The organism is Sulfitobacter donghicola DSW-25 = KCTC 12864 = JCM 14565, assembly GCF_000622405.1.
Lineage (GTDB): Bacteria > Pseudomonadota > Alphaproteobacteria > Rhodobacterales > Rhodobacteraceae > Sulfitobacter > Sulfitobacter donghicola.
Genome location: NZ_JASF01000003.1, coordinates 44595 through 58481, shown reverse-complemented (window position 1 = coordinate 58481; position 13887 = coordinate 44595). Strand labels below are relative to the sequence as shown.

Genomic DNA, 13887 nt, shown 5'->3' with positions numbered 1-13887 from the left:
GTTAGATCGACGGCAAAGGCATGTTTCCCTGTACGCGGAAATCATTGATCTGTTCGCGGTCTTCTTGGGGGCTTAACCCAAACGCCGTTCGGTAATGCTGAACCAAAGGCGTGGTTGAGGAATAGCCGACCGCCAATGCGATCTCGGGCAGGGTATCTTTTGAATATAGAACCAATTGGCGGGCCGCCTTCATTCGTAAAGAGCGGTAGTAATGGGTAGGGCTTTGGCCTGTCGCCTTTTTAAAACTGCGCTCGATCTGGCGGGGTGTGACCTGCAACGCATCAGCCACCTCGGCGATCGAAATCGGGTCTTCGATCCGTTGTGCAAATAGTGCTGCGGCTTTGCTTACCAATATTGGCAATGCTGGGCCGGTACCATCTAGCATGGGAACCCTTTGACGCACCCCTTTGCCGCGCATCAGCGGGTGCTGGAACCAACAGGCGACCTCATGGGCGACATCCGCTCCGAAGGTGTTATCAATCATGTGCAGGGCCAAATCAAACGCCGCTGCAGCCCCTGATGCCGTGGCGCGCATTTTCTCTGAAACGGTAACATCGTCTGTCACCTCAATATCGGGAAACTCCGCCCGAAAGGCGGCTTCGTAACACCAATGCACTGAACATCTATGGCCCTGCATCAACCCCGCACGCACCAGCGGGAACACGCCACCGCTTACAGCGCCCATAACACGGCCAGCGCGCTCCATTCGGCGCAGTTTCGCGGGGCTGGATTTGGCATTTTCGAAATGGGCCATGGGGCTGCTGAGCAGAATAATAACATCCAACTCTTCGGCATCTGCAAGGCTACAGTTTGGCTCAAATGAAACCTGCGCGCTGGACATGACGCGCTCTCCGGTTTCTGAAACCAATTGCCATGCGAACCTTTCGGCCTGCGCAATTTCATTGGCGGCACGTAGCGGTTCGATCATGGATGTCAGGCAGGCCATCGGGAAACCGGGAAATAGCAAAAAGCCAATGGTCTGAATTTCACTCTTGTTCATAATTATATCCACTCAAGGGATGCTTTGGTTGTAATCTTGTCCATATTCGATCTTATATAATTCACCGCAGGCAGCGCCTATCTCTACAAGGCACGCAGCTTTGAAATGAAAGACCAGATAACGGCATGGCCCCTAACCTAACGCAAGACCCTCATGGTATCGTCGAAAACGAACGTGAGAAAGTTCTAGAAGTTGCAATTGGCCGAGAAGTCCGCGCCTATCGTCGCCAGCAGCAAATCACGGTTGCCGACCTTTCTGCTCTTACGGGTATCTCGATTGGCATGCTGTCAAAGATCGAGAATGGCAATACATCACCGTCTCTGACCACGCTACAAAGCCTCGCGAATGCGCTGAGCGTCCCCCTCACCAGTTTTTTCAGCAGGTTTGAGGAACAACGACAGGCCGTTCACACGCGCGCTGGTGAAGGTGTGGAAATTGACCGTGCAGGCACCCGCGCCAACCATCAATACAATCTGTTAGGCCATATCGGGTCAAACGCATCTGGTGTGATTGTCGAACCCTATCTGATTACCCTTACAGATAAATCCGATATTTTCCCCACCTTCCAGCATGCAGGGATCGAAACAATCTATATGCTGGAAGGCGAAGTTGATTACCGCCACGGCGATAAAGTTTACCCGCTAAAACAGGGTGATACCTTCTATTTTGATGCGGATGCGCCGCATGGGCCAGAAAAGCTGGTCAAACTGCCCGCGCGGTATCTCTCTATCATTAGCTATCCGCAAAAAGCGTAACTTACCCCTCTTAGTCTTAGCGGCGCGTTGCGGTCTAGCACTGGCCAAATCCCGCAGGCGGTTGCGCATAACACGGCGCCAGCGCTGAACAGGCGTGCCCTTTGGTATTTGCTCCCGCCCCTTGCTCCAAACGCCGCCAAACTGCGCCGTGTTGTGAAAAATTATTTCACGCTTATGAAAAAAAGTTTCCCAGACATTGAGCGGCCCCTTGTTTGGTGTTAGCTTTTGAGTCGAATATTTTTGAACTCTGTGGGAGGACCACGGCCATGTGCGGCATCGTAGGACTTTTTCTAAAAGACAAATCTTTGGAGCCGGAACTCGGCAACATGTTAACGGACATGTTGGTCACGATGACCGACCGTGGCCCCGATAGCGCGGGCATTGCCATTTATGGTTCAGAAACAAAGAGTAATGCAAAGCTGACCGTGCAGTCTGACAACCCCGATCAAGACTTTGACAAGCTCGAAAACGAGCTGCGCAAGCTGGTCAAAGGCAAGGTATCGATGCGGGTGAAAGACACCCATGCCGTTCTGGAAATGCAGGCCGACCAGCTTGCCCAAGCGCGCGCCGCGCTGAAAGAAATCCGCCCCTCGGTACGCGTGATGAGCCGCGGCGAGACCTTGGAAATCTACAAGGAGGTCGGTCTGCCCAAAAATGTAGCAGAACGCTTTGATGTACGATCCATGGGCGGCACACACGGGATCGGGCACACCCGAATGGCCACCGAATCTGCGGTAACGACCATGGGCGCGCACCCGTTCAACACAGGGTCTGATCAGTGTCTGGTGCACAACGGATCGCTTTCAAACCATAACTCCCTGCGCCGCACATTGCGCCGCGAAGGCATGCATATCGAAACGGAAAACGACACCGAAGTCGGTGCCGCCTATCTCACGTGGCAGATGCAGAACGGGGCGACTTTGGGTGAAGCTCTGGAAAGCTCGCTGGATGATCTGGACGGGTTCTTTACCTTCCTTGTGGGCACCAAAGACGGGTTCGGCGTTGTCCGCGATCCGATCGCCTGCAAGCCCGCTGTGATGGCCGAGACCGATCAATACGTCGCCTTTGGTTCTGAATACCGCGCGCTGGTGAACCTACCCGGGATCGAGGATGCCCGCGTTTGGGAGCCCGAACCCGCAACCGTTTATTTCTGGTCCCACAACGGGGCGCCCACTGCTCAAGAGAAAGCAGCCTAATGCAAACATTCGATTTAGAAGCGGAAGGGCTGCGCGCCCTGAATGCCACTCTCCATGCTCAGAACGAGGTCACCAACCAAACGGTTTGGGAGGTTGTGAACCCAAAAGGTGCCCATGCGATTGCCTGTGGTCTGGACGCCCCGATTGAGGTGAACGTCAAAGGCTCCACTGGGTATTATTGTGGCGGCATGAACCAGCAGGCCACGATCCATGTGCATGGCTCGGCCGGTCCGGGGACTGGTGAAAACATGATGTCCGGCAAGATCGTGATCGAAGGAGACGCCAGCCAATATCTGGGTGCCACGGCCCATGGCGGTTTGATCGTGGTGAAAGGCAACGCCTCTTCGCGCTGCGGCATTTCGATGAAGGGCGTGAACATCGTCGTTCAGGGCAACATCGGCCATATGGCCGCGTTTATGGGCCAGTCCGGTAACCTTGTCGTCTGCGGTGATGCAGGCGATGCCTTGGGCGATAGCTGCTACGAGGCCCGTTTCTTTGTGCGCGGAACCGTCAAAAGCCTAGGGGCGGATTGCGAGAAAAAGGAAATGCGCCCCGAGCATCTGGAGATCCTAAAAGGTCTGCTGGACGAGGCTGGCATTGACGCTGATCCGTCCGAGTTCACCCGCTATGGCTCGGCCCGTACTCTTTATAATTTCGACGTTGATAACGCTGGCGCGTATTAAGGGATATTCAAAATGACAGATTCAAACATCCCGCACACCACGCCGCGCCAATCCGCGACGTTCAGCCAAGACGTTAACAGCGACATTCGTCGCGCGGCCGCTACAGGCATTTATGACATCCGCGGTGGTGGCGCAAAACGCAAGGTGCCGTCCTTTGACGACCTGCTGTTTATGGGTGCGTCCATCTCGCGTTACCCTCTCGAAGGGTACCGCGAGAAATGCGAAACCAACGTGACGATTGGCGGCCTGAACGCCTCTAACCCGATCGAGCTTGATATCCCGATCACCATCGCTGGCATGTCCTTTGGCGCGTTGTCTGGCCCCGCCAAAGAGGCCTTGGGACGTGGGGCCTCTGCTGCGGGTACTTCGACCACCACAGGTGACGGCGGCATGACGCCCGAAGAGCGCGGCCATTCAGACAAGCTGGTCTATCAATACCTGCCCTCCCGTTATGGCATGAACCCAGATGATCTGCGCAAGGCCGACGCGATTGAAATCGTGGTTGGCCAAGGCGCCAAGCCCGGTGGCGGCGGCATGTTGCTGGGGCAAAAGATCAGCGACCGCGTGGCCCATATGCGCAACCTGCCCATGGGCATCGATCAACGCTCGGCCTGTCGTCACCCTGATTGGACTGGTCCTGATGATCTGGAAATCAAAATCCTAGAGCTGCGTGAAATCACAGGCTGGAAGGTTCCGATCTATGTAAAAGTAGCTGGTGCGCGTCCGTATTTTGACACGACTTTAGCGGTCAAAGCGGGCGCTGACGCGATTGTTCTGGATGGGATGCAAGGCGGCACAGCCGCAACGCAGGATGTGTTTATCGAACACGTGGGCCAGCCGACGCTGGCCATCATCCGCCCCGCGGTTCAGGCGCTGCAAGATTTAGGGATGCACCGCAAGGTTCAGCTGATCCTTTCAGGCGGCATTCGCTCTGGCGCTGATGTGGCCAAGGCGATGGCGCTGGGGGCTGATGCTGTTGCCATCGGCACGGCTGCCCTGATCGCGCTTGGCGATAACGACCCGAAATACGAGGCGGAGTATAACGCGCTTGGCACAACTGCTGGCGCTTATGACGATTGGCACGAAGGGCGCGACCCCGCAGGGATCACCACCCAAGACCCCGAATTGATGAGCCGCTTTGACCCGATTGAGGGCGGCCGCCGTCTGCGCAATTACCTCAAGGTGATGACGCTAGAGGCGCAAACCATCGCAAGGGCCTGCGGTAAAAACCATCTGCACAACCTTGAGCCAGAGGACCTTGTCGCGCTCACGATGGAAGCCGCTGCAATGGCCCGCATCCCTCTTGCTGGTACCGATTGGTACCCAGGCAAACCCGGCACCGGATATTGAAAAACGAAAGAATGCGCGGGGCTAATGGGTCCGCGCATTTTTTCATCGCGAAATTAATGACGTCAAACAGACGCTACGAACAGGGAAAAACGCATGACCACCGACCTCGCTAAATTTGCCGCTGAATACGGCGTTAAGTACTTTATGATCTCTTTCACTGATCTGTTTGGCGGCCAACGTGCCAAACTGGTTCCGGCCCGCGCCATTGCGGATATGCAAGAAGACGGCGCAGGCTTTGCTGGCTTTGCTACGTGGCTCGACCTCACCCCAGCCCACCCTGATATGTTGGCCGTGCCAGACCCCGAGGCGGCAATCATCCTGCCGTGGAACAAAGAAATCGCATGGGTGCCTGCCAATTGTGTGATGGAGGGCAAGGACGTCGCCCAAGCGCCTAGAAATGTGCTGCGCAAACTGATCGCAGAAGCCGCCGAAGAAGGCATGCACGTTAAGACGGGCATCGAAGCCGAGTTCTTTTTGCTGACACCAGAAGGTGATCAGATCAGCGATCCTTTTGATACAGCGGCCAAGCCCTGCTATGACCAACAGGCCTTCATGCGCCGCCTTGATGTGATCCGCGAGATCTCGGACTACATGCTGGAACTGGGTTGGGGCGCTTACCAGAATGACCACGAAGACGCCAATGGCCAGTGGGAAATGAACTGGGATTTTGACGACGCGCTTGCCACTGCGGACAAGCACAGCTTTTTCAAATTTATGGCGAAATGCGTGGCCGAAAAACACGGTTATCGCGCAACCTTTATGCCCAAACCTATCGAAGGTCTGACAGGCAATGGTTGCCATGCGCATATCTCGGTTTGGGACGCGCCCGGTGCGGCGGCGAAAACCAATGTGTTTGCAGGCGAAGGATCGGGCCAAACTGGCGAGGTCGGCCTATCCGAGCGCGGCAAACATTTCTTGGGCGGGATTATGAAGCACGCCTCGGCGCTTGCGGCGATCACCAACCCAACCGTGAACAGCTACAAACGCATCAACGCGCCGCGCACCATGTCTGGTGCAACTTGGGCGCCAAACACGGTCACTTGGACAGGCAACAACCGCACGCATATGGTGCGTGTCCCCGGCCCCGGTCGGTTTGAGCTGCGCCTGCCCGACGGCGCCGTGAACCCCTATCTGTTGCAGGCCGTCATCATCGCCGCTGGCCTATCCGGTATCCGTTCCAAAGCTGACCCCGGAAAACGCCACGACATTGATATGTACGCCGAGGGACACACAATTACCGATGCGCCAAAGCTGCCATTGAACATGCTGGACGCCCTGCGCGCCTATGATGCTGACACAGGCCTAAAGGCCGCAATGGGCGAAGAATTCTCAAGCGCGTATTTGAAAAAGAAAATGGAAGAGTGGAACGATTTCACCTCCTATTTCAGCCGCTGGGAAAAAGAAAACACGCTGGACATCTAATGCGGACGACCCTGCCAATTTGGTGGGGTCGTGATCGTTTCCTTGGCATAGCGGATTGAAAAGCGCCTAAATATCGAAAAAGACCGTCTCTAAGGGGCCCTGAAGGTGGATATCAAACCGATACACCCCTTCCCCTTCGGGTTTCGCCAATAGCGTTGGAATACGGTTTTGATGTTCGATCCGCGTCAGGATCGGATCAATGGCGTTTGCCTCGGCCTCATCTTCAAAATAGATCCGCGTGTGCAGGCCGATGTTGATGCCCCGCGCCACAATCCAAGCGGTGATATGGGGCGCTTGTGGGCGCCCATCGGGAAAGGGAACAGACCCTGGTTTGATCGTTTCAAACGTGAACTCGCCCGTGTTCATGTCCCCCGCCGAGCGGCCCCAGCCCGTGAAATTCGGGTCAGCATCCCCACGGGTTTCATTGGCAGAGGCGAACAACCCGTTGCTATCAGCCTGCCAGATTTCGATCATCGCATCGCGCAGCGGCATGCCCATCCCGTCATAGACTGTCCCTTTGACGGTAATTTCAGTGCCTTTCACAGGCCCTGTTTTCATCGTCGCGCCAAGGTCTCCGCCATAGGCCTCAATCCCCGTAAAGTTAGGCGTGCAACCGATATGCACATAGGGGCCCGCCGTTTGGCTGGGGCTTTCTTTGAGGTATTCGAGTTTCTGAACCATGCTTCAAAGCCCCTCTTTGCGGTTTTCAAAATAGGTCTGGCGCTGGCCGCGCAACACAATGTCGAATTTATACGCGCGGCTATCCATCGGCACCGTGCGGTGCATATCAAGCGGCGCGGTCAGCGCATCAACCGCCTCTTGGCTTTTGAGCACACCAACAATCGGGCACAGCTTGATATGAGGGTCGCCCTCAAAATACATCTGCGTAATCAGACGCTGGGCAAACCCGTGGCCAAAGACGCTAAAATGGATATGCGCGGGGCGCCAATCGTTCATGCCATTGGGCCACGGATAAGGACCGGGTTGAATGGTGCGAAACTCATACGATCCATCCTCAGCCGTGATCGTCCGACCACAACCGCCAAAGTTAGGGTCTAATGCGGCCTGATAGCTTTCCTTTTTGTGGCGATACCGCCCTCCCGCATTGGCCTGCCAAACCTCCAGCAGTGCACCCGGCACGCCACGGCCCATTTCATCCAACACACGACCATGCACAATGATGCGCGGCCCGATCGCGCTTTCACCTGGCTGTGCGTGGTTCAGGATCAGATCGTTATCTAACTCGCCAATCAGGTTGTGACCAAAAACGGGCGATGTCTCTTCGCTCAGCGTTGTTGGGAAAGACAACAGCGCCGCCTGCGGGCTGCGCTTTAGGCTGGTCTTATAGGGAGGGGTCAAGGCATCGGGCTGCCAATCGCGATCACGCGGAACAAAGCCCCCTGTCTGTTTGATCAGGCTCATATCTCTACCCCAAATTCCTTGAATGTCTCTTTGGCCAGTTTGATAGCATGGTTTGCCTTTGGCACACCCGCATAAACGGCAACATGCATGAAGGCCTGCAAAATCTCATCCGGTTCCGCACCCGTGTTGCGACTGGCGCGAATATGCATCGGGATCTCGTCAAAATTACCCATCGCCGCCAGCAAGGCCAAAGTCAGCAAAGAACGATCCCGCCGCGAGATTGTATCATCGGCCCAAAGTGTTCCCCACGCGCCTTCGGTGATCATCGTCTGGAACGGCGCATCAAAATCCGTCTTGGCCGCCTCTGCGCGGTCAACATGGGCATCCCCCAAAACCTCGCGGCGAATGGCCATTCCTTTTGTCAGTCGATCAGACATCTACAGTCTCCTCTTGAGGGCTGGCCCCTCGTATTTTTAGTAAGGCAGGCCTACGTAATTTTCGGCCATCGCCTGTTGGGCCGCTTTGTTTGTGCGAAGAAATTCCAAATCCGCCGTTTGCATTTTCAGGTCAAATTCAGACTGATCGGGATAGCGATGCATCATCGACGAAAACCACCACGAGAACCTCTCAGCTTTCCACACCCGCTTTAATGCCTTTTCCGAATAGCTGTTGATGCCCTCTTCCGAGCCATTTTCGTAAAAATCCCGCAAGCCATTGTACAAATAGTGCACATCCGACGCGGCGGTGTTCAGCCCCTTGGCCCCTGTTGGCGGCACGATGTGGGCCGCGTCTCCGCATAGGAACAACCGCCCCCAGCGCATGGGTTCGGTCACGAACGACCGCAACGGCGCGATGGATTTTTCGATAGAGGGGCCAGTGACCAATTTGTCTGCCTGCTCTTTTGGGATACGGCGTTTTAGCTCAGCCCAAAAGGCATCATCCGTCCAATCCTCTGGATGATCGCTAAGCGAACACTGGATGTAATAGCGGCTAAGGTTTTCATTACGCATCGAACAAAGAGCAAAGCCACGTTCAGAGGTCGCATAGATCAGTTCGTGGTTTACCGGTGGCGTTTCACTAAGGATGCCCAGCCAGCCAAACGGATAGATCTTTTCATACTCGCGGCGCACATCCAGCGGGATCGCCTGTCGGCTCACCCCGTGAAACCCGTCACATCCCGCGACAAAGTCACAATCCAAACGCCGCGCGTCGCCGTCTACTGTATAGGTCAGATAGGGCGCGGCGGTATCAGCATCGTGGATTTTCACCTGATCCACATTAAACTCTATCTTGCCGCCTGCTTTTTCGCGGGCTTCATAGAGGTCGCGGGTCACTTCGGTTTGGCCGTAAACCATCACGGGCGTTCCCGTGAGGGCCGCAAAATCAACACGGAACATTTCATCACCGTAAGAGATCAGCGTCCCGTCATGGGGAAAGCCCTCGGCGTGCATCCGATCAGCACAGCCTGCTTCCTCCATCAACTTCACAAAACCCTGTTCCAGCACCCCCGCCCTGATACGCCCAAGGACATACTCCTTTGTTTTGCGTTCCAGCACGACGCTGTCGATGCCGCGCGTATGCAAAAGCTGGGAAAGCAACAGGCCTGATGGTCCGCCACCAATGATGGCCACTTTGGTTTTCATTTTTGCGCCCCCACGTTGTTTGCATCAGCTTAATGTGCTAAAACTTGCGGGGAAAATGAATTTTTGCGCCTGTTAGTTGCCAATATGGAAATCAACCGCCTTCGCCATATCAAAATGCGCCACCTGTCGGCCTTTGTCGAAACCGTGCGCTGCGGCAGCCTCAAGGCGGCATCGGAAAACATAAACCTAACCCAGCCCGCCATATCCAAAACGCTCAAAGACCTTGAAACCATTCTGGGTCTCACCCTGATGACCCGCGATCGTGGCGGCATTACCCTAACCCGAGAAGGGGCCGTGTTTCGCCAATTTGCCGAACAGAGCCTCGCCGCGCTCAGCCATGGATTGGCCAGCCTTGATGCGCTTTCTTCGGGGGCAAGCACACCAATCCGCGTGGGTGCCTTGCCCAGCGTTGCGGCTGATCTGCTTCCCGATGCGGTGAACATATTCTCAAACCTCGTGCCCAGCACGCCGATTGCTATCCAAGACGGCGGCATCGCTGACATGATAGATAGGCTGCGTTCTGGCGATCTGGATCTCGTGGTGGGGCGAATGGGGCATCCTGAAAACATGGCGGGGTTATCTTTTACCCAGCTTTACACCGAACAAGTGATCATCGCAGCTGCCGCAGACCATCCACTGGCCCATTCCGCCACTTTAAAATCCTTGGCGGATTACAAGGTTCTCTATCCCCCAAAAAGCGCGGCAATCCGTCCCTTGGTCGATCGGTACCTGATCGAAAACGGCTTGGGCAATTTCCCGAACAGTTTAGAGACTGTTTCAGGCGCGTTTGGCCGCTCTATGACTTTGGGCGCGGCTCAGGCGGTCTGGTTTATCAGCAAGGGAGTTGTGGCACGCGACATAGACGCAGGACGTATGATCGCCCTGCCCTTTGATACCAGCTCCATGGCGGGGCCAATCGGGATTATGGCCAGAGCAGAAGAAGACCCAACCCCAACCATGCGCCTATTTCGGCAGGCGCTATTGGATGCCGCCACCAGCCGCTAAAACGCGGCTGGCAGGGGTTAGAATTTCGCGATGAAGTTCACGAACACACCTTCGTCGTCATAGGTAAGATCGGTCAGATCATCCGAGAAACGGCCCGTGTTATAACCGATGCCCAGTTTCACGTTATTGCCGATATGACGATAAGCTGCGCCGAGAACGCCGAACTCTGACAGGCCAGCGTCAGAGGCTTCCAGATAACGCCCTTCCAGCAGCAAATCCCATTTATGGGTGAGGTGATAGCGCGCATTAATGACCGCTAGGTAAGCGTCATTATCAGCCAGTTCGATTGTATCATCAGGCGAAGACTGCCCCCAACGGCCGCCCAGCTTTGCCCCCAATGTCCATTGCGGGTTCAGGTCATAATCTGCATCAATCGACAAGACATGGCTGGTCTGGCGTGGTCCGCGATCTGTTGTTCCATCAATCGTCTGGCCAATGGAATCCTTCAGGAAGCGGTATTTGAACAGCAGATTCAGACGGTCATTATCAACAGGGCGATAGGCATAGCCGATCTGCGCATCAACATATTCACCCGATTGGATCGAAACATCATCCGTGTCCGTGTCGGCATAATCAACCGAGAACAAGAAACGCTGGTTTTCGTTAATCTTGTACCGCGCCGAGCCAACAAACAGGAACGCATCGCTATCGCGGTTTGTGCCCGAGGTTTCACCACGGTCGCGGCGGAATTCGGCACGCGCGCGCCATGACAGGCCCGTCTCACCCTCAAACCGCGCGCCAAGCGATAGCGCCTTGCGATCAAAATCACCGTTAAAGGAATCCCGTATCTGGCCGTATTCATAGCTGCCTGACAGGGTCAGCTGCTCGGTCGTGCGGTATTCAACGCCATAGGTGCTGGTCAGCGCTTTGTGGCGGCCAAACATATCATAGGTGTTTTCACCGTATACATCGACATCTTCACTCAGACGGCGGCGGCCCCCTGCAACATATTGCCCACGGTCACGGCCCACCAGATCGGTGCCCGAAAACTCGCGCCCTGGATCAAGGCGATAGCCAAAGTAGATATTGTCGGTCTCATTACGTTGATAGGTCAGCAACGCCGTCCCCGCCGCGCCAAGGGAGCCATCAGAGAGTTCACCGTCAAACACCCACTTTTCGGCAAAGCGGTAGCGCACCCCTGCCCCAACGCGGTTGTTCTTTTCCAACCCGCCAGAGCGTTCAACCGTGCCTTGACCATAAACATACCATGCCAGATCATCGCTTTCGGCAAAGGTCGCACGCACGGCAACATCTGTGCGGCGGCCATTTTCATCTGCATCACCAGACGGCGTGTTCACCTCCAGATGCTCCGCGCCAAATTCCAGCTTTACCCGTTCAGACAGCAGATAAGCCAACTCGGCCCCGCCTTCGCGTTTGATCCGCCCATCCGCATCTTCAAAGCTGTCGAAATACAAACGGTAAGCCAGCCGCTCGGTTGGCTCTACGTCGACAGAAAAGCCCCAAAGCTCTTCGTCGATGCTGGTTTCATAATCCAACGTCGAAAAGCCCGCATCGCGGGATTCATAATAGGCTGAAAATGTCCCTGGCAACCGTAGGCCAAGATCTTCGAAATCTACGCGGCCGGAAACGGCATAGGCCTGCCCTGTGCCGTCAGCGATGCCTGCGGTTGGGTCGCTTTGAACAATCAACCCACCATCAGCGGAAAAGGTCGAACCAAAGCCCGGCCCTTCGGTTTCCGCATATTCCAGTTCCAGATAGCTGCGTTCGCTCAGCTCCCACAACAGGTCAACGGATTGCGCAGTCTGGTCGGCGATGTCGGTTTGTTCAACGATACCCGTATAGCCAAGGCGAAGATTATCGCCCAGCCATGCTTCGGCGCGGCCACCATAGCTGTAGCCGTCCACGTCACCCGCAACGGGTGTGTATTCATAATTGGCCACCAACAGCACGTCATATTCGCCGCCTGCTTGGCTCACGACTGTGCCAGCGTTTGCGGTTCCGGTCAGCGGTTCGGACAGCAGGATGCTGCCCTGAATATAGTTGATGCGATAATCGGTACCCGGCGAAAGCGTGCGGGTTTCAACCACGCGGCCCGTATCACGGTCGCGGATTTCAATGCTCAGCTGCTCGGAATCTACCGCAACATCCTGACGCTGTAGAAAATAGATCGAGCCACCGGTGCCAAGGAATGTATCACGCCCCGGAAGGTTTTCTGGGCTGGCCGCATAGGCCTCTAGAACCACCTTGGACTGACCGCGTGAAGTGGTTTGGTCACTGCGGTAAACACCTTGGGCACCGTATAAGGTGCGCTCATTGCGCAGGTAATATCCACCTCCAACCGACGCTTTGTAATTTCCCCACATGATGTGGCTGCCGTTCTTTTCAGCCCGTAAGAAGAATTTGCCGTCGGTTGGTGCACCCTCTTCATAGGTACTATCATCACCATAGGTCGGATAAGCGTTTTCACGTTGCAAACGCAGGAGCAAATCCTGTGGGTCTTTTTCATCCAGATTGCGGAAGAGATCGGACAGCTCGTCCTCGCCCGTGTCCACAGATCCAGTCAGAACCCAACCATTCTGGGTTTTGCCTTTTGCGTAACCTGCGATGCGGCCATAGGTAAAGTTGCGATCATATTCTTCGCCGTCTTCATCAAACCCGCCTTCAAAGCGGTGGCCATAGGTCAGGTCTACAATCGCCGTATAGAACCATTCGGATTTGGGGATCAGGAAGTCATATTCAGCATAGGTGTTTTCACCTGCGCCGCTCACCTGAACAGCGACAGATTGATTTCCAGCGGGCAGAATGCGTTGCAGGATGAACGTGCCAGAAGGATCGGGGCGCACTGTTTCGCCTAGGGTGTCAACAACTGCCCCCTGACGCACGTCTGTACCGCTCACCGTGACCGCGCCGCCATAGACAGGAATGCGGCGGATGCCACCTGAATCAACACCCAGTTCTGGCGGAGGCACGTCGATGTCCGTCTCCTCACCCAGTTCTGAAATCCGCAGCGGCATGGGGCGGGTTTCGTCATACCGCCCCTTCGCATCATAAACGCGGTAGGTCATCACTAGGTTTTCACCCTCGGGCAGGCGCACACTTGCCGTGCCGTTCGCCTCGATCGGGGCCGAGGCAACAACACGCGGACCGCCACGCGATGCGGTATCAATCACCCGTACTTCCCCGCGCGTGACATAGGCGGGATAGTTCATTTGGCTTTGCACATGCATCAATTCGCCAGCGCGCGGCGTCGTCGCATTGGTGATCAACGCTGTCAGACGGGGCGTGATGTCCAACCCGTCAAAGACAACGCGCAGTTTTGCCCGTTCCAGCACGCGGGCCTCGCGTGCCTTTTTGGTCGAAAGACGTGGATCACCCGACACGGTCTTACCATCAATCGAGATGTTGAACCCCGATCCAACTTGCGCTTGTGCCGCCACCACCAAGGAAAGCAGGGAAACACCTGTGAGGGCAGCGAAACGAGAGAATTTCATCTTGTTAAACATGGTCATA

At 55.6% G+C, this 13887-nt stretch carries 12 protein-coding genes; 6 read left to right on the top strand and 6 right to left on the bottom strand.

The genetic code is table 11. The features are described 5' to 3' along the window. Window position 1 precedes the first annotated feature (1 nt). Entirely contained in the window at window positions 2-1000 is a 999-nt protein-coding gene (locus tag Z948_RS0100650; protein WP_025057651.1) for a GlxA family transcriptional regulator, read from the bottom strand. Between the two features lie 125 nt (window positions 1001-1125). On the opposite strand from Z948_RS0100650, the gene Z948_RS0100645 reads away from it, so the two are divergent. The 5 genes from Z948_RS0100645 (at window position 1126) to glnT (ending at window position 6406) form a co-directional block, all read left to right on the top strand. Continuing rightward, the gene (locus tag Z948_RS0100645) at window positions 1126-1755 is read left to right on the top strand and encodes a helix-turn-helix domain-containing protein (RefSeq protein WP_025057650.1); all 630 of its coding nucleotides are present in this window, start codon (window positions 1126-1128) and stop codon (window positions 1753-1755) included. A 266-nt stretch (window positions 1756-2021) separates the two neighbouring features. Next, on the top strand, window positions 2022-2951 hold the full coding sequence (locus Z948_RS0100640) for a class II glutamine amidotransferase (RefSeq protein ID WP_025057649.1): 930 nt from the start codon (window positions 2022-2024) through the stop codon (window positions 2949-2951). Continuing rightward, complete coding sequence (locus Z948_RS0100635; protein WP_025057648.1) at window positions 2951-3634, top strand: GltB/FmdC/FwdC-like GXGXG domain-containing protein; 684 nt, start codon at window positions 2951-2953, stop codon at window positions 3632-3634. The genes Z948_RS0100640 and Z948_RS0100635 overlap by 1 nt, the downstream gene beginning before the upstream one ends. 12 nt (window positions 3635-3646) lie before the next feature. Beyond that, window positions 3647-4984, top strand: coding sequence for an FMN-binding glutamate synthase family protein (locus Z948_RS0100630; RefSeq protein ID WP_025057647.1), 1338 nt, complete (start codon window positions 3647-3649; stop codon window positions 4982-4984). 93 nt (window positions 4985-5077) lie between these two features. Further along, on the top strand, window positions 5078-6406 hold the full coding sequence (gene glnT / locus Z948_RS0100625; protein ID WP_025057646.1) for a type III glutamate--ammonia ligase: 1329 nt from the start codon (window positions 5078-5080) through the stop codon (window positions 6404-6406). Window positions 6407-6472: 66 nt separating this feature from the next. On the opposite strand, the gene pcaG is transcribed toward glnT, so the two are convergent. The 4 genes from pcaG to pobA are packed head-to-tail and all read right to left on the bottom strand — an operon-like array spanning window position 6473 to window position 9411. Continuing rightward, window positions 6473-7087, bottom strand: coding sequence for a protocatechuate 3,4-dioxygenase subunit alpha (gene pcaG / locus Z948_RS0100620; RefSeq protein ID WP_025057645.1), 615 nt, complete (start codon window positions 7085-7087; stop codon window positions 6473-6475). A gap of 3 nt (window positions 7088-7090) precedes the next feature. Further along, on the bottom strand, window positions 7091-7828 hold the full coding sequence (gene pcaH / locus Z948_RS0100615) for a protocatechuate 3,4-dioxygenase subunit beta (RefSeq protein ID WP_025057644.1): 738 nt from the start codon (window positions 7826-7828) through the stop codon (window positions 7091-7093). Beyond that, complete coding sequence (gene pcaC / locus Z948_RS0100610; protein WP_025057643.1) at window positions 7825-8205, bottom strand: 4-carboxymuconolactone decarboxylase; 381 nt, start codon at window positions 8203-8205, stop codon at window positions 7825-7827. Before pcaC ends, pcaH begins: the two co-directional genes overlap by 4 nt. Window positions 8206-8241: 36 nt before the next feature. Continuing rightward, complete coding sequence (gene pobA / locus Z948_RS0100605) at window positions 8242-9411, bottom strand: 4-hydroxybenzoate 3-monooxygenase (RefSeq protein ID WP_025057642.1); 1170 nt, start codon at window positions 9409-9411, stop codon at window positions 8242-8244. 84 nt (window positions 9412-9495) lie between these two features. Here pobA and pcaQ point away from each other — a divergent pair, with 84 nt between their 5' ends. Continuing rightward, the gene (pcaQ, locus tag Z948_RS0100600) at window positions 9496-10416 is read left to right on the top strand and encodes a pca operon transcription factor PcaQ (RefSeq protein ID WP_037952489.1); all 921 of its coding nucleotides are present in this window, start codon (window positions 9496-9498) and stop codon (window positions 10414-10416) included. A gap of 17 nt (window positions 10417-10433) precedes the next feature. Here the strand turns inward: pcaQ and Z948_RS0100595 are convergent, their stop codons facing one another. Continuing rightward, window positions 10434-13886, bottom strand: coding sequence for a TonB-dependent receptor (locus tag Z948_RS0100595; protein ID WP_052033230.1), 3453 nt, complete (start codon window positions 13884-13886; stop codon window positions 10434-10436). Window position 13887: the final 1 nt, after the last annotated feature.